General features: G+C 41.5%; 17 protein-coding genes and 1 other annotated feature. Of the genes, 3 read left to right on the top strand and 14 right to left on the bottom strand.

The features are described from left to right. Positions 1-104: 104 nt before the first annotated feature. The gene (locus ACP8HI_RS07015) at positions 105-356 is read right to left on the bottom strand and encodes a hypothetical protein (protein ID WP_438350400.1); all 252 of its coding nucleotides are present in this window, start codon (positions 354-356) and stop codon (positions 105-107) included. Positions 357-756: 400 nt separating this feature from the next. Further along, positions 757-992 (top strand) — a binding site (T-box leader). 40 nt (positions 993-1,032) lie between these two features. Here ACP8HI_RS07015 and ACP8HI_RS07010 point away from each other — a divergent pair. Next, positions 1,033-2,115 carry a bifunctional 3-deoxy-7-phosphoheptulonate synthase/chorismate mutase gene (locus tag ACP8HI_RS07010; RefSeq protein ID WP_438350399.1) on the top strand — a complete coding sequence of 361 codons (1,083 nt, stop codon included), beginning with the start codon at positions 1,033-1,035 and terminating at the stop codon, positions 2,113-2,115. A gap of 63 nt (positions 2,116-2,178) precedes the next feature. Here ACP8HI_RS07010 and ACP8HI_RS07005 read toward each other — a convergent pair whose 3' ends face one another. The 6 genes from ACP8HI_RS07005 to ACP8HI_RS06980 all read right to left on the bottom strand — a co-directional run bounded on the left by ACP8HI_RS07005 (position 2,179) and on the right by ACP8HI_RS06980 (position 9,629). After that, positions 2,179-2,928, bottom strand: a complete 750-nt coding sequence (locus ACP8HI_RS07005; protein ID WP_438350398.1) for an AAA family ATPase — start codon at positions 2,926-2,928, stop codon at positions 2,179-2,181. A gap of 171 nt (positions 2,929-3,099) precedes the next feature. Further along, positions 3,100-3,594 (bottom strand): flavin reductase family protein, encoded by a 495-nt coding sequence (locus ACP8HI_RS07000; RefSeq protein ID WP_438350397.1) that lies wholly within the window; start codon positions 3,592-3,594, stop codon positions 3,100-3,102. 766 nt (positions 3,595-4,360) lie between these two features. After that, positions 4,361-6,532: an MMPL family transporter gene (locus ACP8HI_RS06995; protein WP_438350396.1), complete on the bottom strand. Its 2,172-nt coding sequence runs from the start codon at positions 6,530-6,532 to the stop codon at positions 4,361-4,363. A 70-nt stretch (positions 6,533-6,602) separates the two neighbouring features. Further along, positions 6,603-7,748 (bottom strand): NAD(P)/FAD-dependent oxidoreductase, encoded by a 1,146-nt coding sequence (locus tag ACP8HI_RS06990; RefSeq protein ID WP_438350395.1) that lies wholly within the window; start codon positions 7,746-7,748, stop codon positions 6,603-6,605. Next, complete coding sequence (locus ACP8HI_RS06985) at positions 7,745-8,491, bottom strand: methyltransferase domain-containing protein (protein ID WP_438350394.1); 747 nt, start codon at positions 8,489-8,491, stop codon at positions 7,745-7,747. Before ACP8HI_RS06985 ends, ACP8HI_RS06990 begins: the two co-directional genes overlap by 4 nt. Next, on the bottom strand, positions 8,478-9,629 hold the full coding sequence (locus tag ACP8HI_RS06980) for a type III polyketide synthase (RefSeq protein WP_438351733.1): 1,152 nt from the start codon (positions 9,627-9,629) through the stop codon (positions 8,478-8,480). Before ACP8HI_RS06980 ends, ACP8HI_RS06985 begins: the two co-directional genes overlap by 14 nt. A 304-nt stretch (positions 9,630-9,933) precedes the next feature. On the opposite strand from ACP8HI_RS06980, the gene ACP8HI_RS06975 reads away from it, so the two are divergent. Both ACP8HI_RS06975 and ACP8HI_RS06970 read left to right on the top strand, forming a co-directional pair. Continuing rightward, positions 9,934-10,596 carry a futalosine hydrolase gene (locus ACP8HI_RS06975; protein ID WP_438351732.1) on the top strand — a complete coding sequence of 221 codons (663 nt, stop codon included), beginning with the start codon at positions 9,934-9,936 and terminating at the stop codon, positions 10,594-10,596. After that, complete coding sequence (locus ACP8HI_RS06970) at positions 10,593-11,441, top strand: 1,4-dihydroxy-6-naphthoate synthase (protein WP_438350393.1); 849 nt, start codon at positions 10,593-10,595, stop codon at positions 11,439-11,441. The genes ACP8HI_RS06975 and ACP8HI_RS06970 overlap by 4 nt, the downstream gene beginning before the upstream one ends. Before the next feature lie 122 nt (positions 11,442-11,563). On the opposite strand, the gene ACP8HI_RS06965 is transcribed toward ACP8HI_RS06970, so the two are convergent. From ACP8HI_RS06965 to ACP8HI_RS06935, 7 genes are all read right to left on the bottom strand, one after another. Then, positions 11,564-12,634 carry a metal ABC transporter substrate-binding protein gene (locus ACP8HI_RS06965; protein ID WP_438350392.1) on the bottom strand — a complete coding sequence of 357 codons (1,071 nt, stop codon included), beginning with the start codon at positions 12,632-12,634 and terminating at the stop codon, positions 11,564-11,566. Between the two features lie 33 nt (positions 12,635-12,667). Then, a complete protein-coding gene (locus ACP8HI_RS06960) occupies positions 12,668-13,513 on the bottom strand; it encodes a metal ABC transporter permease (protein WP_438350391.1) in 846 nt (281 codons plus the stop codon). Further along, the gene (locus tag ACP8HI_RS06955; RefSeq protein WP_438350390.1) at positions 13,450-14,166 is read right to left on the bottom strand and encodes a metal ABC transporter ATP-binding protein; all 717 of its coding nucleotides are present in this window, start codon (positions 14,164-14,166) and stop codon (positions 13,450-13,452) included. Before ACP8HI_RS06955 ends, ACP8HI_RS06960 begins: the two co-directional genes overlap by 64 nt. 281 nt (positions 14,167-14,447) lie before the next feature. Further along, positions 14,448-14,903 carry a Fur family transcriptional regulator gene (locus ACP8HI_RS06950; protein WP_438351731.1) on the bottom strand — a complete coding sequence of 152 codons (456 nt, stop codon included), beginning with the start codon at positions 14,901-14,903 and terminating at the stop codon, positions 14,448-14,450. Between the two features lie 16 nt (positions 14,904-14,919). Further along, positions 14,920-15,795: a radical SAM/SPASM domain-containing protein gene (locus ACP8HI_RS06945; RefSeq protein ID WP_438350389.1), complete on the bottom strand. Its 876-nt coding sequence runs from the start codon at positions 15,793-15,795 to the stop codon at positions 14,920-14,922. Between the two features lie 79 nt (positions 15,796-15,874). Further along, on the bottom strand, positions 15,875-16,285 hold the full coding sequence (locus tag ACP8HI_RS06940; protein WP_438350388.1) for a GNAT family N-acetyltransferase: 411 nt from the start codon (positions 16,283-16,285) through the stop codon (positions 15,875-15,877). Further along, positions 16,282-17,463 (bottom strand): AI-2E family transporter, encoded by a 1,182-nt coding sequence (locus tag ACP8HI_RS06935; RefSeq protein WP_438350387.1) that lies wholly within the window; start codon positions 17,461-17,463, stop codon positions 16,282-16,284. The genes ACP8HI_RS06940 and ACP8HI_RS06935 overlap by 4 nt, the downstream gene beginning before the upstream one ends. Positions 17,464-18,132 lie beyond the last annotated feature (669 nt).

Here is an 18,132-nt window from a genome sequence, read left to right as displayed (position 1 = left end):
TATCATTCTATCCGTGGTCAGATATTCTATCTGTAGCAACAGTACTGCTACAATGCCAATGAAGCTATGGAGACTAACGAATGTAGATCTAATTGCTAATATAGCTAACCGCATGGAACTCCGGCCTGCTGATCTACATAGAAAGAACCCAACAACATATTTAAATCTTGAAAGTAAAGCTTCACATTATTCGACATAATCTCCATCGCATTGTGATTCAGATCAATCACTTGTTCTTTCATCGAACTGGATGTAGATTGATACGCAATAAGATTAGATAATACAAATGGAACCACGGTTGCGAACAGCATACCGATCAGCAATTTGCTAAATATACTCCGTTTAAGCCAACCCATATACTCCTCCTAAATTAGAAAGACATCTGCTACTCCTGTTATTGTTGTAAATCCTACACAACAACACACGGTATAAACAGATGCAAACATCACCATTGATATGTTCTATAGAATCAACATCATAACTTCAAACTCTAGGTGATCTACCTTCATTTGTGCTCTCATCTGTTCTTTAATAGTATCACTAATTTTGCTTATATATCCTGTCTTGTGTAAAGGGCGGATCAACGAGAAAGATTCTAGCTCATTATGTATCAACTTCTTGGGAAATATCAATGTCGATCCTTAAATATATTTAATCTTACTGCCAACCTCCAGTTGCTACATACGTCAACGCGTTAAAACAAGTACTTGCATCACTTCACATCTCATGCATATAATGATCTAAATTTCATGTACATTACAGACCATGATGGAGATAAGTAATCGAATGCAACCTAACAGGGACGGTACGCCACAGATTGAGAGCGAACCGACAGGAATTGCACAGATGAATTCACTCCAGAGTCGATTTCCTGAACCGCACCCGGGTTGCAGTAAGGAAGTCCGGCACACGCCGTTATCGTGTTGAGTGAGAACCAGAACATTTTGGCTGTCTAACGAGGGTGGTACCGCGGATTTATTTCCGTCCCTCGAGAGACAGCCTTTTACTATTTTATATGGAGGTTATGGAGAAATGAATGAACAATTAGAGCAATTAAGAAATGAGCTAAACGAGGTAAATAGTGAACTATTGGAGTTATTGAATAAAAGAGCACGTATTAGTCAAGAGATTGGACTTATTAAGGAAAAACAAGGGGTACCCAAGTTTAATCCAATTCGTGAGAAAGAAATGCTAGAGCAAATTGTGACCAATAATCAGGGTCCATTCAACAACAGTACGATTAAACACTTGTTCAAAGAAATATTTAAAGCTTCGCTTGGCGTCCAAGAGACAGAACATAAGCGTACGTTACTGGTCAGCCGTAAACAACACCAATCCAATACGGTTATCCCCCTAAAAGGAAATACCATTGTCGGAAATGGCTCCCCAATTATGGTGGCTGGTCCCTGCTCTGTTGAATCGATGGAACAATTACGCACTGTTGCAGCCGCCCTCAAAGCGGCAGGTGTTACGGTCATGCGTGGGGGTGCGTTTAAACCCCGTACTTCTCCGTACGATTTCCAAGGTCTAGGTATAGATGGACTAAGAATGCTTAAGGAAGTTGGCGATGAGTTCGGACTTTCTATTATTAGTGAGATTGTCCACCCTGCCCATATGGAGATCGCAGCCGAGACGATTGATGTTATTCAGATTGGTGCTCGTAATATGCATAATTTCGAGCTATTGAAAGCCGCTGGGGAAGCCAAAATTCCCGTTCTACTGAAACGTGGACTTGCCGCAACGCTTGATGAATTCATTCATGCTGCAGAATATATTCTTTACCATGGTAACTCACAAGTGATGCTCATCGAACGAGGAATTCGGACCTATGAGAGAGCGACACGTAACACCCTGGATATTTCAGCAGTGCCATTGTTGAAACAAGAAACACACTTACCTGTCTTAGTAGATGTAACACACTCTACAGGTCGTAAAGATATTTTCCTTCCTTGCGCCAAGGCAGCTCTTGCTGCAGGGGCCGATGGAATTATGGTCGAAGTACATCCCGATCCGCAAACTGCTCTATCTGATGCGGATCAACAGTTAGATATTCCACAATTCAACGACTTCTGGAGTGGACTTCTAGGATCAGGTTTGTTTAATCCATCTAAATAATAAATAACCAGGCGTCCTAACGGACTGCCTGGTATGTTCATTCAGAACTATAATTCAATCTTCTCACTCATCATCCGAGAACAACATATCGAAATATCGTTCACGATGATTCAGGAAATCTCGAGTCAAACTGTAGTGTTCCGTCTCTTCGTATTCAATAGGATCAATAGAGCTTTCCGAAAAATGTAGAATTTGAGCATTCGGGTACGCCATAAGCATCGGGGAATGCGTCGCAATAATGAATTGAGCCTGTCCATTCTGTTCCATCTCCCGAATCAACCTCATAAAGGCTAACTGACTCTGCGGCGACAAGGCCGACTCTGGCTCATCTAACAAGTATAGCCCCTTCTTATCGAGCCGATTGTTAAAAAACGTTAGAAATGCTTGACCGTGAGATCGTTCATTTAAGGACTTCCCACCGTACGGACCATAAGCAGACTCACCAATAAAAGGATCATCTGCTAGCTCATCGATATAGTTCGCAAACGCATCAAATGTCTCAGCACGGAAGTAAAAGCCGCTATTCACCTTAGGCATCCAGCTTAATTTCATGATAGATGCGAGCGATACATTATCCTTTTCCTTCTGGATAACAAGATCTTTTCCCCCAATAATACTGAAACCACAACAAAGTCCAATGGATTCCAACAATGTGGATTTACCTGAACCATTCTCTCCTGTTAGAAAGGTCACGTTACTCTCTAAGTTTAAGCTTCTCAAGCTACGTAGCGCAGGGATCTGAAATGGAAATTGGTGTTCATCTTCATGCGATAAGTTATCCCAATCTAGATTTATCTTCTTTAGAAAAGGCATAGTACCTCCCCTTTCAAGTTCAAATAAAGAATCCCCCCACAAAAGTAGGAGGAATGTCATCATGTACAGTCAAGTAGAAACGGCTTCGCCGTCCTTTTTCAAGGACGATGCCCGTTTCAGCGGAAATATAAGGATTAGAGTATCAAGTGAAACTTATACTTCCTTATATTTTTAAATATAAAATTCGTCCGGAATTCTCCCGAATTTCCTTTTATGATATAGGAGCGGTTCTTTATTGTCACTTTGAATATCTATGATTTCACCTATCAAAATAGTGTGATCTCCCGCTTCAATCGTTTTAAACGTCTTACATTGCATCACGCCAGAAGCTCCGGCAATAATCGGAAGATTATGTTCGGATAGCTTCCATTCACAACTTCCGAATCGATCAATATCTCTACTTGCAAATAGGGAACAAATATCGCCTTGATCACCAGATAGTACGTGTACAGCGAATTTGTCTGTCTTTATAAAAGTCTCGTAAGTTGAAACTCTTTTGTCGATTGACCATAAGATAAGTAGTGGATCTAACGATACAGATGCAAATGAATTAACTGTAAGTCCTAGAGGAACTCCTTGTTCATTCACTGTTGTTACGACGGTCACTCCGGTAGGGTAATTCCCCATTACTTCTTTGAAGCGTGATACATTCGTGCTGTTATCCATATTTAAATCCACCTTTCAACGTATAGAGGTAGTTCAAAAAGTCATCTTTTGATCACGAAGATTACCAAGAAGCTTACTCGACATCGAATATTGAATTCAGCCGATCCTTCCGGTGCTGAAAATCCGACTTTTTGAACTCGAACTTATATACAATAGTCATTTATTTATCAATTATAACTCAAACAACAAATAAAGACTCGAAATTTTAACAAAACATTAAAATAGGAAAATCAACCGACAACAACCTGGGCTCAAAACCATCATAAGCGCTTGACAAAAACTTATGTAGGAAATCGCTGCGATGACAGATTGTTCTTACGATCGCGGTTGAAATCCGAGGGTAAAGCATATGCTTCCGAAGTAGCTTTCCTTAGGAAATCTTGTTGGCGAACGCTACCGCTTCTTCAGAACAATTCCGTCACCCGTGCTACTTCGTGCTTGATCCAATCCCTCTTATTAGGGGCTTAAGATCACGGAATCAGAAGGAGACAATCGTCTTATCTACTTGTTTAGATTAGTGTCATCTTCCTGCGAAAGCGCAGGTTTTTCTTTCGAAACCAATGATATAGTGAAGATGCCTGCAATCATGCAGATATTTAATCATAAATAGTTGGGTTTGTCCCTTTAATAGGCTATAAGATGTATTATCGTAGGAATATGGAGTGAATCGATAGATAAAGCAGAAAAAGGATGTGCAATTGCAGGCTTTATACCTTTCGACGTTAGCTCTAGAGAACAGCACTGGTTTTGAGGCTGAGTCATAATCTTACCGTTTGATTTTTCTTTGAAAAGGCATCCACCAATTCATTCGCCCGAGAAGTGTCATTAATGAAGGAACAAGGATCAATCGAATGATCGTAGCATCGATGAATATAGCTGCTGCAATTCCGATTCCGAGTTGCTTCACCCCTACGACATCTGCGAAGGCGAATGGCAAGGTGACAGCAATCATAATAGCAGCAGCCGAAGTGATGATCCGACCGGTTGAAGTTAATCCTGACGTAACGGCAACGAGGTGATCACTCGTACGTTCGTATACTTCTGACATTCGGGATAACAGGAACACACCATAGTCCATACTGATTCCAAATACGAGACCAAATACAAAGACCGGAATCATAACCGCAATAGGACTAGCCTCTAATCCAAGTCTTCCTTTTTCAAATATAAAGACAAGAATACCGAACGCTGCACCTAGACTTAATAGATTCATCACAATGGCTTTAAGTGGAATAAGAATGGACCGGAACGCAATGCATAGAACAATAAAGTTCGTCACTCCAATAAATAATAGAATAGAACCAATATGACTTGAGATCTCATCGAATATCTCCTGCTGATACTTTGCCTCTCCCCCAACGATCAGTGGTAGTTCCGCCGAAGCACCTTCCTCCTCTAAATTCCGTAACCAATCCGAAGCGATCTTCGAACCGACCGCACCCTGTATAGTCATCCGAAAGAGCATTCTATTATCCCTTAGCACGGATTGTAATTCCGGTTCCATCTTGTTCATAAAAAAGGGATTCTGAAGTATACGAAGTGATTGTTGCTCCGATAACTTCGGAAGGTGATCAAACACAGATTCAATCTTAATCACTCCCGGATCTTGGTTCAGATGCTTCACCCATTGATAGGCATGGAGCCAATCTTCGGTTGTGAATGTGGGATTCCTTCCTTCTGCGATCACAACAACCTCTGAACTGGAAGTCGAAGTAAATTGAGCTTTATACACTTCCATCGCTGTTCGTGACTCATATCCCCTAGGGAGTGAGGTAGCATCCGGTATGCTTATGACCATATGACGTAATGGTAAGAGACAACTCAACAACACGATAGAAGCAAGCAGTACCGATAAGAAAGGTCTTTTCATAATGGCGAGTGACCAACGATCCCAGAAGCCTAGTGTTTTGAACTTCTCGGATTTCTGTTTTTTAGGAACTATTCTTTTAGCAACAATAAATGGAGCGAGGATACTAAGTAGCGCCGGGAGTAACGTTAAGTTAAGTAAGAGAGATATGATTAGAACAACCATTGCACCCCATGCGACGGTTGTAAAGATGGGTAAATGAATGAACTGAATCGCTACTAGCCCTAGAAATACACATGCTCCCGAGAATACCACGGCTCGTCCGGCTGTACTCATCGACGTTATTAATGTCTGCTCTACATTGCTTCCATGAAGTTCCTCCTGAAATCGACTGATGATCATAAGTGCAAAATCAATACTCAGCGCCAATCCAACCATAGGAATCACACTTAACACAAAATTGGAGAGATCCATCACTGTGCCGAATAAAGCCATGATCCCTAGTGTGCCTACAACACCAATAATCCCTATCACAAGCGGAAGCAATGCAAATAAGACTCCTCTGAACGCAAATAACAGTATCACGAATGCTATCGGCAAGCCGATCAATTCCGCTGTCTGCAATCCTTGGCGACTCGCTTGATTCACATCGTATTGAATAACGGATTTCCCTGTCACACCCACCGAAATATGCGATGAAATAGGAGTTTTCTGTCTAATCTGTTCTATTACAGGTCCGATCTGGTAGGCGTGCTGACGAAATCCAATAAGTGCATAAGCTACATTCTCTTCGAGCATCCCTTCCCTTTCAAACGGAGATACTTGTGAAGAAAGACCATCGATGTTCCCCATACTCAATAGGACACTCTCAATATACTGATGAAACTGCTGTGTTGTTACCGATGTTTCTTTTTCAAAAACAAGCATAATAGGCTCATCAGGTATTCCAAATTCTGAAGATAGTATTTTTTGAACATATGTAGAACTCCCGTCAGATACTAACCCATGGCCTCTGAGTACCGCTGGTAGTTCAGCAGCATAAGTACCAAAGACGACAAAGAATACCGTCCACAACACAATGATCCATGTTGAGAAGCGATGTGAAAGAATAGCAAGCATGCGGTATCCCATAAGCAAGCCTCTCCTATATGAAAATAGTTAACCTTTATAAAGGAAGTTCAAAATGTCATCTTTTGAACTCTCACGTATATGATTTCAATCGGGTAGCCTTAACGAGATACTTTCCAATGGGCGGGCAGATCCTTACTACGGTTGGGAACCAGCGCGTAATCCTAGGCATCGAACACAATACATGCGCAATCCTTCCACGTCTGATAAGACCACTAAATTCATGCTCAATCGCTTGAGTATATTCTTCTTGCCATCGAGAGAGTGATATCTCTCCACGCAGATAACGATCAGCGAAAGCACAACAAAGGATGGACGAACGCAATGCAATCGACATGCCATCTCCGCAGAGCGGCGGAATCACCACTGCTGCATCCCCTAGATGTGGAATGACATGCCATGCTAGCGGATGATGTGACAGATGGACTGGAGCGATAGACACTTGTGTACCCTCAACTGGGACAGCATGTTTCATTCTCTCAACCAACTGATGATTCTCTTTTGAAGCTGATTCAAGTATGACAGGTATTGTCGTTCCCGCGCCCTTGACGACTCCTTTTTCCAATAACGCAGCCACATTCGAATAACCATTCTCAACAGGAGAAATCCCAATATACCCACCTTTCACGAAATATAACTCCGTAACGGATTCAGGTTGTATTCCCGAATAATGGGATTTGATTCCGACGTAGGAAGGCTTACTCGAATCCAATGGATAAGGTTCATTGAACATATTAGAATGACGATGTGAGCCCCAAGCAGCATAAACTGTGCGAGCTTGAATGACCTCAACTTCGCCATGCCGCTTCATTTTGACCTCATATCCCTCTTCATTTTGCTTGATAGATGTCACTGTAACTCCTGTCCGTACGTTTGCACCTGCATGAATAATCGCTTCATGGAGTGCAGAGTCCAGTGTATAGCGACTTATTCCCCATGCCGTACCTGGTAAAGGAACTTCTACTGAACCTCCATGTTCGAATATAAGTCTCGCTTTCGATATCAGCTGCGGCTGTAATGATTCCATAACGGCATCCAATCCAAGCTTACTAAGCATCTCTTGAGATTCTGGAGATAGAAATTCACCACAAGTTTTGTGGCGGGGGAACGATTGCCGATCTAACAAGACCGTTCTCCATCCCAGATCCGCTAATTGTTTGGCAAGACTGCATCCAGCAATTCCTCCGCCTATAACGACAGCATCCATTATTTGTTTCATCCACTCTCACTCCGATCTTCATTCTGTATAGAACCCTGAGGAATGACAACAGCATATCGAAATAAAGGTCGCCATGAATAGATAAGTTGTGGGATACCTATGGCTTCTCTTAACACAATCCAATCCGTAGCACGAAACCCTTTAGCTACAGATAGAGGGGCATCATGTCTAATATAACGGTTCGTGGATACCACCCGACTGACTATCCATACAGCTAACCATGCTATCCATTGCCTGTGAATATCGTTAATAACAACGCCAAGCTTGGACGCTTTATGCATATAGGATACGACTTTATGTAGCTCATCTCCCGTAAAATGATGGATAAATTGTGATCCAGTCACAATATCAGCACAGGCCTCGGATAAGTGCTTCACATCAACTAATCGTACCGATACCCGCGGTTCATCGTGAAAGAATTGACGTGCCTCTTCACACGCTTCTTCCGTAACATCGACTAATTGGATCGTAATATCAATGCCATTCTTATCTGCCCATCTAAGAATGTGTCTGTTCACATCTCCTGAACCCGCACCCACGTCAAGAATAGATAAGTCGCTCGGACGATCCGCGAGAATCCATAACTTCTTAATACCATAGATTGTAGGACTCGCAGCTCCAAAAATCTGATTCAACATCCTTAAATCACGTAGTGCTTCATGCAGATCTTCTCCACCCATACTGAAATCATCCATTAGTTCTGGGTCTTCCGCTCTCTTCTGTAACTTCTTAGGAATGGACATGTTCTATCATCCGTTCTTGTAGAATGGTCGCAGGAATATACGTAAACTTTAGTAGTTCTGCCGTTAACCCGGGACCGAAGGCTAACGCTACGCCACTTGAAGATTCTACTTGGCGAGTTAGCAGATCCTCACGCATCGCTTTTAGTACGAATAGAATTGTAGCAGAAGACAAATTACCATAGTCATGTAGAATACTTCGACTAAACTGAACCTGAGCATCGCTTAATTCGAACATCTGTTGTACGATATCAACAATTCCTCTGCCCCCAGGGTGTATCGCCCATAAGCTAGGAGCCTTGTCTCCATCTAAGAGTGATTCCATTTCCGAAGTTAGATAACGACCTAACAATTTAGGGATATTCGTTGATAAATAGAGATCGAATCCGTAATTGCCAACCTCCCATATCATTTCTTCACTACAGTCAGGTAAAAGAACCGAATGGCCGTCTTTCAATTGAAACAAACCTTTACTGTTCTTATCAGCGCTTCCAATAATGCATGCAGAAGCCCCATCCCCGAAGAACGACGCACCAAATAAAGCCTCTCGATCGCTTGAAGGCTGGAAATGAAGTGTACACAATTCCACACAGACTATTAATATTTGAGCGTTTGATTGTCCTTCCACCAATGTTCTAGCCAGTTGGATCGCTTTCAATCCCGCTGCACATCCTTGAAACGTTAATGGAATTCGCTGCACACGAGGAGACAGCCCCATTTCCTTGACAAGAACAGCATCCAGCCCGGGAAGGAATTGTCCCGTACAACTTACCGTTATGAGATGGGTGATCTGTGAACCATCGACCTCTCCATCAAGCATGGCATCCTTCGCCGCTTGTAGGCCTAAGGGAATGGATTCTCTTTTATATATTGCCATCCGTTCTGCGGTGGAAGGAACATCATCCAGTCCTTCAGATGGTAAATAGCGGCTTCTTGATCCATGTCCAATGAGATTAGGTTCACATGTATACCGGGTGGCGACACCACATTGTTTAAATATTCTCCTAGCCCACCGCACTGAATTAGGAGAATCTTGTAATGCTTCCTCTAGTTTATCTAGTACTTCGCCTTGTTCAATTCTGTTAGCTGGGAGAGCCGTACCTATCCCAAGTATAGATATGTTAGGAAATATTGAATCCATCATTAGTTCCATCAACCCCTTGTCCAAATTTTGTGCCGACATTACGTAATGGAACAAGTCTATTCTTCAAACAGCCTGTATATGCATGATTCTCCCAGTATCATCAATAATGATCGCAACATACAGCATGTTTCTAACCATTAAACACCCACTCCCCTTTACAACCCTTTCCTTTCACGGTAACTTTATATAAAGGCGAGAAGCCTAATCGTAACTGCACATGTTATATAGATTGAAGAAATAATAAGCGAGCGAGGGGATAACTTTGAAGCACAATATCAATACAGAACCACTCGAGATCGCGATAAAAACTCTTGAGTCTGGCAAACGTATACTGATCATGACTGCTGTTCAAGCAGAAAAGGATGCTGTCGTACGTGGTCTTCGGGATTCTAGTCAATTCGATGTACGAATCGCAGGAGTCGGCTCAGCCGTTGCTGCTGCAAATACAGCTACTGCGCTTGCCTTAGCCGACTATAGTCTCGTCATTAGCGCTGGCATTGGTGGTGGGTTTGTTGGACAAGCAGAGCTTGGCTCTATTGTTGTAGCAAGTGAGATTATAGCTGCAGATTTAGGCGCAGAGACAGCTGAAGGTTTCTGTAGCGTTGATGAACTAGGCTTTGGGTCTTCTCGAGTACAAGTAGAATCTAATCTAGTCAACCTAGTAACCAATGCTCTTCATCGAGCAGGTCTTTCCGTTCATACGGGACCGATTCTTACCGTTTCCACAGTGACAGGTACCTCTGAGAGTGCAGTTGCACTAGACAAGCGTGTACCTGGAGCTACCGCAGAAGCTATGGAAGGTTATGGTGTAGCTGTAGCAGCACAAATTCATAACGTGCCTGTTCTCGAACTAAGAACGATATCCAATGTTGTGGGTCCACGTGATCGAGCAGCGTGGAAGATGAAAGAAGCATTTGAGGCTCTTGAAGCCGCAAGTTCAATTTTACTGGAGGTGTTAACATGAAGATTGCCTTTTCACCGTGTCCTAATGACACTTTTATATACCACGCTTGGGTTCATGGTTTACTCCCCGGTGCACCCGAGTTGGAAGTTACATACGCGGATATTGATATTACGAACAAGCTTGCGCAAGGAAGCGACGGACCTGACATTCTCAAAATATCATACGGAGCTTTACCATGGGTGTCCGATGAATATGCGTTACTTCCATGTGGTGGGGCGCTTGGACGCGGTTGTGGTCCATTAGTACTCACATCGGGCCGTAATGATATCACGAATAATCCTGCCTCACTAGCAGGTCGACGTGTTGCTGTGCCTAGTGAGCGTTCAACCGCTTATTTATTGTTCCGTCTATGGGCAGCGCAGAACATACCCGGTGGAATCGGCGAGATTGTTGTCATGCCATTTGACCAGATCATGCCTGCCGTGCGAGATGGCTTGATCGATGCCGGACTCGTCATTCATGAAGCACGCTTTACCTATCCAGAGTATGGTTTGTCGCTAATGACCGATTTAGGCAGTTGGTGGGAAGAAGATACACAGCTCCCCATCCCATTAGGAGCGATTATTGCTCGTAAATCATTGGATTTAACGCGAATTTCACAGTGGATTCGTGATTCGATTGAATATGCTTGGGCTCATCCCAATGTATCGCAACAATACATTCTTCAGCACTCTCAGGAGCTATCTCCTGAAGTCGCACAAGCCCATATTGATTTGTATGTGAATGAATTCAGTGCAAATCTAGGTAATGATGGTTACAATGCCATCAAAGCATTACTTAACCGAGCTTATGAAGAAGGTATTATACCCAAGACTGATTTCGATTCCCTTCTTTGGCAGGGCTAACCGCCTATTACATCGGTGATTCGCCATTCTTGAGTAAGGAATACATATAGAGGCCGAGGGGAATCCCCTCGGCCTCTATTTTATTTATTTACTGTATTCAGTAGCAGATACTATTTTCCGATTCATTCATTCAATGCCTTTACCAACGCTTCAAGATTCTTCTTCATAACTGAAATGTAATCCATATTATTCTGAGTCTCTTCTTTCGTTAACCCTTCTAACGGGTTCAATACGTCTGTTGTAGCACCAATCTCTTTAGCAATTGTTTCCGCTACTTTAGGATCTGCTAGCGTTTCGAAGAATATCGTTGTCACATTATGTTCTTTAGCAAATTTCACGATACCCACCATCTCATCTGGGGACGGTTCTTGTTCAGGAGAAAGGCCAGAAATCGCAACTTGAGTTAAATGATACTCTTTGGCTAAGTATCCAAATGCAGCGTGTTGAGTTACAAAGTCTTTTGTCTTAATGTCCTTTAAACCCATTTTGAATTCTTCATCCAATTGTTGTAGTTGTGCTATATATACTGCTGCATTTTTCTTGTAATCTTCTTCATTTGCAGGATCAGCTTTTACAAAACCTTCAAGAATAGCAGTTACTTCTTTCTGAGCAAGAACCGGACTCAACCAAACATGCGGGTCCAGTCCATTCCCGTGATCATGAGCTTCCTCTTCTGCGTGGACTTCCCCTTCCTCATGCTCATGAGCACCCTCTTCTGCATGAACTTCTCCTTCCTCATGTTCATGAGCTTCCCCTTCTCCGTGATCATGTGCATGTGCCTCGCCTTCCATGAGATCAATACCATGACTCGCCTCAATCACAATACGCTTTTCATTAGAAGCACTTTCAATTGCCTTTGCTGCCCACTCCTCAACGATACCGTTATATACGAATATATCCGCATCTGATACTAATGCCATATCTTTCGCACTTGGCTCCCAATCATGGGGCTCCGTTCCAGCAGGGACAAGAAGAACAACCTCGGCATGATCCCCTGCGACTTGCTTACTGAATTCATACATCGGATAAAATGAAGTTACGACCTTCAATTTCTGTTCCGATTGAGTGGTTTCCTTAGGTGTTGATGCATTATTAGCTACATTGGTCGACACCACATCATTTTTTCCACACCCTGTTATGATTATTGCTGATACGGCTACGAATGCTAGAGACTTTTTAAACCATGAATTCATTTTATTTTCCCCTTTATAATCAATTTATTTGTATTACAATCTTTCTTTAATGAATTGCGGCATTGATTTACTTCCGAGTTTCATAACTAGTTTCTTCACCATTATCCCTGCAATAAGTATCAATAATAGCAATAGCGCAATGGTTCCTCCTGGTGGTGTGCCCAGTTCATAAGATGCGGTTAAACCTGAGAATACCCCTACCAATCCTATCGCCATCGAGATGAGGATCGCTGCATGGAAGCTAGGTGCAATCCGAATAGCTAAGGAAGCGGGAAGAACAATTAAAGATGACACTAGAAGAACCCCAACAATTGGCATAGCTGCTGCAACAACCATTCCCGTCAGCACACTAAATCCTAATGATATCCAATGAACCGGCAGACCTGCTGACTGCGCCGTCTCTTCATTAAAAGTGATTTGGTATAGTGGTCGACGAAACAGATAAAAGAAAGCTCCACCGATCAATGCTACGAATAACATAAGCCATAGTTCTGTTTGATTTACCGCAACTACTGAACCAAACAAATAGGATGTGAAGCTTTTATTTACACCTGGATTGAGACTCATAAGTACTACAGCCGCGGATAATCCGCCGATCATAATGATAGCTATCGAAATTTCACTATATGTCTTGTAGAATTTCCTGACATATTCCACAGCAACAGCGCCAATGACTGCAACGAAGAAACCAGTCAAGGTAGGATTGATATTCAGATAAGCACCCGCTGCAACACCTGCTAATGAAACATGTGAGAGCATATCCGCCATCAATGCCTGACGCCTTAACATAAGGTATACACCCAATACAGAAGCTATCAAGGCAATGAGCCCACCGGCACAAAATGCCCGCTGCATGAAGTCATAGTGCAGCATTTCCATCCCCCTTCCTCCTTTCGCTCAAGCTCTATGATTCGATCCAAATAATCCTTCACTTCTGACAATCCATGAGTAACCATAACAACGGTCTTGCCATGTTCTTTCACCTCATGGTGCATCAACTCATAGAATCCGAATCGGCTCTCCTGATCCATTCCGGTTGTTGGCTCATCCAGAATGAGTATGTCAGATTCTTGAGCGAGTGCTCTTGCGATACAAATGCGCTGCTTCTGTCCACCAGATAGCTCGCCGATTTTACGATACCGAAGTTCCCACATGCCTACTTGGCGTAGTGCCTTTTCAGTCCATTCATGGTCTTCTGCATTTAACCTTTTCAACCAAGAACCTCTGACATATCTTCCAGATCCGACAAACTCCAATATTGTACTAGGAAAGCCAGCATTAAAAGCAGCAATTTGTTGTGGCACGTACCCAACAACAAGCTTCTTCCCTTCAGAATTTTTAGAAGAAAGGTGAACTTTCCCTTTCCATGGCTCCAATAATCCAAGTACAAGTTTAAGCAATGTTGTTTTGGCCGCACCATTGGGACCCGTTACAGCGACAAATTCTCCGGAATACAACTCAATACTTGCTTCCTCTAGGCAAGGAACATCACTATATCCAAATTCAACATGTTCTAAAGAAGCTAATAGCATAACTAAGTCTTCCTTTCTAATAGATTCTGAATAGCCCTCTTTATAAAGAGTAATTATTACGATTATAAAAGAAATAAAAAAACGAATTAAAAACCCTTCTCTACTAATCGTAATTATTACACTTAGTGAAGTTTATCAGGAACCCTCTTATTAGTCAATACAAAATTCCTTATTCGTTGAAGCTTACATGTATGAATAAGTACATTTCAAAACGGAATCACATCATCACACAAAAAAAAGAAGCCCCTTTAAAAAGAGCTTCTTCGTAATTACAATATGAATCAACCATTGACGGTTTCTTTTTGACATTCCTCACATAATCCATAAACTTCGAATCGATGGTTAACAATTTTGAAAGAACCAGGTAACTTCAGCGATTGCTCCATTGGACAATAATCGAACGTTAATGTCTTCTCACAATTGACACAGATTAAATGATGGTGATGATGTGTTGAACAGCTTGCTTTAAATTTCAAACCGCCATCCATAGAGTAGAATTGCTCCAACGCGCCCATTTCGCTCAATAAACGTAAATTACGATAAACCGTATCGAAGCTTACACTTGGATATGGAATCGTCATCTGATCATATACCTCTTTTGGAGATAAATATCCATTAGCATCGGTAAATATTTCGGCTAATTTTCTACGTTGTTCCGTAATCCGCCAGCCGCTTGTCGCCATCACATCGATCATTTGTTTAACTCTCGATGCTTTAGTATCCTCATGCACTGTCATGACATTCATTCCTTTCTTAAGTGAATCTCTTCCGATAGCCACATTTCCTGCATAATTCCTCCACAACTTCTCTCCGCGAGAAGCCATCATAAAGATTGTTCGCTCTCTCGCTCTCCACAATCTCAGAGAATGGCGTTTGATTGATATTCCCTAGATTGATTACACCTTCACCATCCAAACAACAAGGTATGACCGTTCCATCTACAAGAATACCCGCTTGATTACGCAGACCATGGCAGAATCCTTTCCCGTGGTCTTCCTCTTCTTTCAAATCAGGCCACTTAAATTCATGATCTTGATTGAGATAGATTTGTTTGGCAATTTTCACACCACTACCCGGAGCGACCTTTTCTTCAATTTTAAAATCAAGATTGAATTCCGTCTCAATCCATTCGAGAATTTGGCGATTTCTGTTCCGTTCAAGGTTAGTGATGTTATCTTCTGTTAAATTCCAAAGTCTGAGTGATACCAGAACATCTGATTTCTCCACAGCTTCTTTGGCAAAAGTAAGGACTGACGCTACATACTCTTCCTTATTCGTCGAACCTTCATGACCATCAAAGCTATGTAACGAGAAATTCAGCTGACGTAGGGCTGGTTTCATCATAATTTTATGCTTCGCCTTATGGAGAAGTGTTCCGTTCGTCGTAATATTAACTTTGAATCCTCTCTCATGACTTAAATCCAAGAGCTGATCAATTTTGGGATGAAGCAGCGGCTCACCCTTTACATGGAAATATATATAATCCGTATGAGGCTTGATTTCATCTAATATTTTGGTAAACGCATCAATTTTAATAAAATTAGCTTGTCGCTTCGTCTGAGGACAAAAGGTACACGCCAAATTACACACACTAGTAATCTCAATATAAAACTTCTTGAATTTCTTCATGTTGAGGCGCTCCATCCTATTCTATAAGTAACACACACCAAAAATTCTAACGTAGAAGCTTAGGATAAGCAACCTTGAACTAGTATCTCTTATACATTCCAACAGACTTAGGTTGAGTGTATTCAAACCCAAACTTCTTATATAATCGATCGGCCGGGACTTCTGCAATCAAACTTACATAGGAATCCTTAAATGCGTTCCGGTCTAAATATTTCATAATTTCGAACATAATTAGCTTACCCAGACCTTTTCCTTGATGAGTAGGATCCACTGCAATATCTACAATTTGATAAAAGCACCCACCATCGCCGATAATTCTTCCCATCCCAATAAGTTCATTCGACTGTCTCAACGTAATGTTAAAGATCGAATTGGTCAATGCTATCACTGCTCCTGCTTTATCTCTAGCGCTCAAACCTGCTATCACCCTTAATTCATTATACTCATCAGGCATGGGTGGTTCATATACTATATCTATCGTGGTATTCATATCATTTCTTCCTCTTCTTCAATTATTTCTGGAATAGGATCATACCATTCTGTCGTGTTCTTAAACCACTCAAATAGATTCATAACGATAACTTTCAGGATAGCGTAACCAGGAACTGCTAGTATAACACCAAGAATTCCGAATAATTTACCAAATACAATAATAACAAAAATAATCGTAATTGGATGGATTTTCAATGTCTTTCCCATGATTTGTGGAGATATGAATTTCCCTTCGATTAATTGAACGATAGTCCATACCGCGACCATTTTGATCACCATGATCGGTGACGTTACTAATGCAATGATGATGGCAGGTGTGATGGCAATCGTAGGTCCTAAATAAGGTACCATACTTGTAAAAGCCGCAATAATAGCAAGCACCACAGGATAATCAATTCCAATAATAAGATAACCGAAATACAGTAGAATCCCAATGCAGAAACTAACAATAATCTGTCCACGAATATATGAACTAATCTGATGGCTCATTTCGCTTAGAACTTTGGATGTGTGTGGGCGTACTTTCGTTGGTAGAAACTTAAGCATATACTGTGGCAGTTTCTTTCCATCCTTCAATAAGTACACCAGAATAAATGGGGCAATAATAAATGCTAATATAAATTCCGTTACTGCTCCTACAACTGTGCCAATCCCTTTAAACGTATTATTGAATAATGAAGCAGCTTTCGATGAGATCTCACCCATGAGATCGGGTAGATTGAATCCAGAGTTGTTCTGAATCTGAGAGAATAAGTCACTGCCAATCCAGTTCTCAAATATGAGCTGAATTTCTTCACTGTACAAAGGTACATTTTCAACAAATCCCGTTACTTGATTACGAATGACAGGAATAATCTCAACAATCAGAATCGTCAATAGACCAATTATGAGTGCGTAGAGGATAAGTATTGAATAACTACGCTTAATCTTTCTACGTTCCATAAAATCTACGAGTGGGTTGAGTAAATAATATGCTATTGTAGCTAGTATTATAGGTACAGCCACGGTACTCAGTATTGTTGTAATCGGCGTAAATATATAGGTTATCTTACTAAATACCAAGATGATTAACCCAATCATTAGTGTTATGAAAAGAAACATCAACTTTTTTTGTTGGAGCAGTATAACAGATCGTTTCTTTATCCCATTCGGTATTTGTTTCATATGATTTATCATTTCCTTTATTTATGGATTGAAAGTAAGATCATTATCTTCTGACTCAGAATCAAACTAGTTCTTGACAATAACGTGTGTAGGAAAACGCTGCGCTGACGGATTGTCCTTACGATCGCTGTTACCCTCCGATTTCTTGATTATATACCGCTTTAGCGGTTGAAATCAGAGGGCAAGCATATGCTTTCGAAGTAGCTTTCCTACGGAAAGCTTGTAGCCGAACGCTACCGCTTCTTCAGGACAATTCCGTCATCTGTGCTGCTTCGTACTTCTCCATTTCATTCGACTCAATCCCGTTGCAGGCTTTATACCATACGGCGGTTGTGTTGAGCCTATCTTCTTTTACGATTCATCTCTATTAACATCAACTATACTTTTCTGCTTTTCTCACATCATTATATACTTACTTCTATTATAACCACAATCTCAATCATCCGCAGTTGTCGCTGCACCTAGTAATCAACAGATCACTGAGGCATAACAAAAATGTACCCTATAGAATAGACGTTTCTAAAATGTCTATTCTATAGGGCACATATTAAAAATCACCCGGTTCATAAAGCATCCACATACTATTTAGCTTCTAAATAATGATGACTAACAAGATTCATACGGAAAGGTTGGAAGTAGAATGAATGAATTTGAAAATTGGCATAATGCTAGAGCTGTTGC

The sequence above is a fragment of the Paenibacillus sp. FA6 genome (assembly GCF_051550225.1).
GTDB lineage: Bacteria > Bacillota > Bacilli > Paenibacillales > Paenibacillaceae > Paenibacillus_AQ.
Note: the sequence above shows the minus strand (reverse complement) of the source record. Positions and strands in the feature narration are given on the sequence as shown.

Coding starts and splice junctions, on each gene's coding strand:
- ACP8HI_RS06995 (WP_438350396.1), bottom strand. CDS start 6,532: ATGGGATACCGCATGCTTGCTATTCTTTCACATCGCTTCTCAACATGG.
- ACP8HI_RS06940 (WP_438350388.1), bottom strand. CDS start 16,285: ATGAATACCACGATAGATATAGTATATGAACCACCCATGCCTGATGAG.
- ACP8HI_RS07015 (WP_438350400.1), bottom strand. CDS start 356: ATGGGTTGGCTTAAACGGAGTATATTTAGCAAATTGCTGATCGGTATG.
- ACP8HI_RS06965 (WP_438350392.1), bottom strand. CDS start 12,634: ATGAATTCATGGTTTAAAAAGTCTCTAGCATTCGTAGCCGTATCAGCA.
- ACP8HI_RS07005 (WP_438350398.1), bottom strand. CDS start 2,928: ATGCCTTTTCTAAAGAAGATAAATCTAGATTGGGATAACTTATCGCAT.
- ACP8HI_RS06970 (WP_438350393.1), top strand. CDS start 10,593: ATGAAGATTGCCTTTTCACCGTGTCCTAATGACACTTTTATATACCAC.
- ACP8HI_RS06985 (WP_438350394.1), bottom strand. CDS start 8,491: ATGTCCATTCCTAAGAAGTTACAGAAGAGAGCGGAAGACCCAGAACTA.
- ACP8HI_RS06960 (WP_438350391.1), bottom strand. CDS start 13,513: ATGGAAATGCTGCACTATGACTTCATGCAGCGGGCATTTTGTGCCGGT.
- ACP8HI_RS06980 (WP_438351733.1), bottom strand. CDS start 9,629: ATGGATTCAATATTTCCTAACATATCTATACTTGGGATAGGTACGGCT.
- ACP8HI_RS06945 (WP_438350389.1), bottom strand. CDS start 15,795: ATGAAGAAATTCAAGAAGTTTTATATTGAGATTACTAGTGTGTGTAAT.
- ACP8HI_RS06935 (WP_438350387.1), bottom strand. CDS start 17,463: ATGATAAATCATATGAAACAAATACCGAATGGGATAAAGAAACGATCT.
- ACP8HI_RS06950 (WP_438351731.1), bottom strand. CDS start 14,903: ATGACAGTGCATGAGGATACTAAAGCATCGAGAGTTAAACAAATGATC.
- ACP8HI_RS06955 (WP_438350390.1), bottom strand. CDS start 14,166: ATGCTATTAGCTTCTTTAGAACATGTTGAATTTGGATATAGTGATGTT.
- ACP8HI_RS07000 (WP_438350397.1), bottom strand. CDS start 3,594: ATGGATAACAGCACGAATGTATCACGCTTCAAAGAAGTAATGGGGAAT.
- ACP8HI_RS07010 (WP_438350399.1), top strand. CDS start 1,033: ATGAATGAACAATTAGAGCAATTAAGAAATGAGCTAAACGAGGTAAAT.
- ACP8HI_RS06990 (WP_438350395.1), bottom strand. CDS start 7,748: ATGAAACAAATAATGGATGCTGTCGTTATAGGCGGAGGAATTGCTGGA.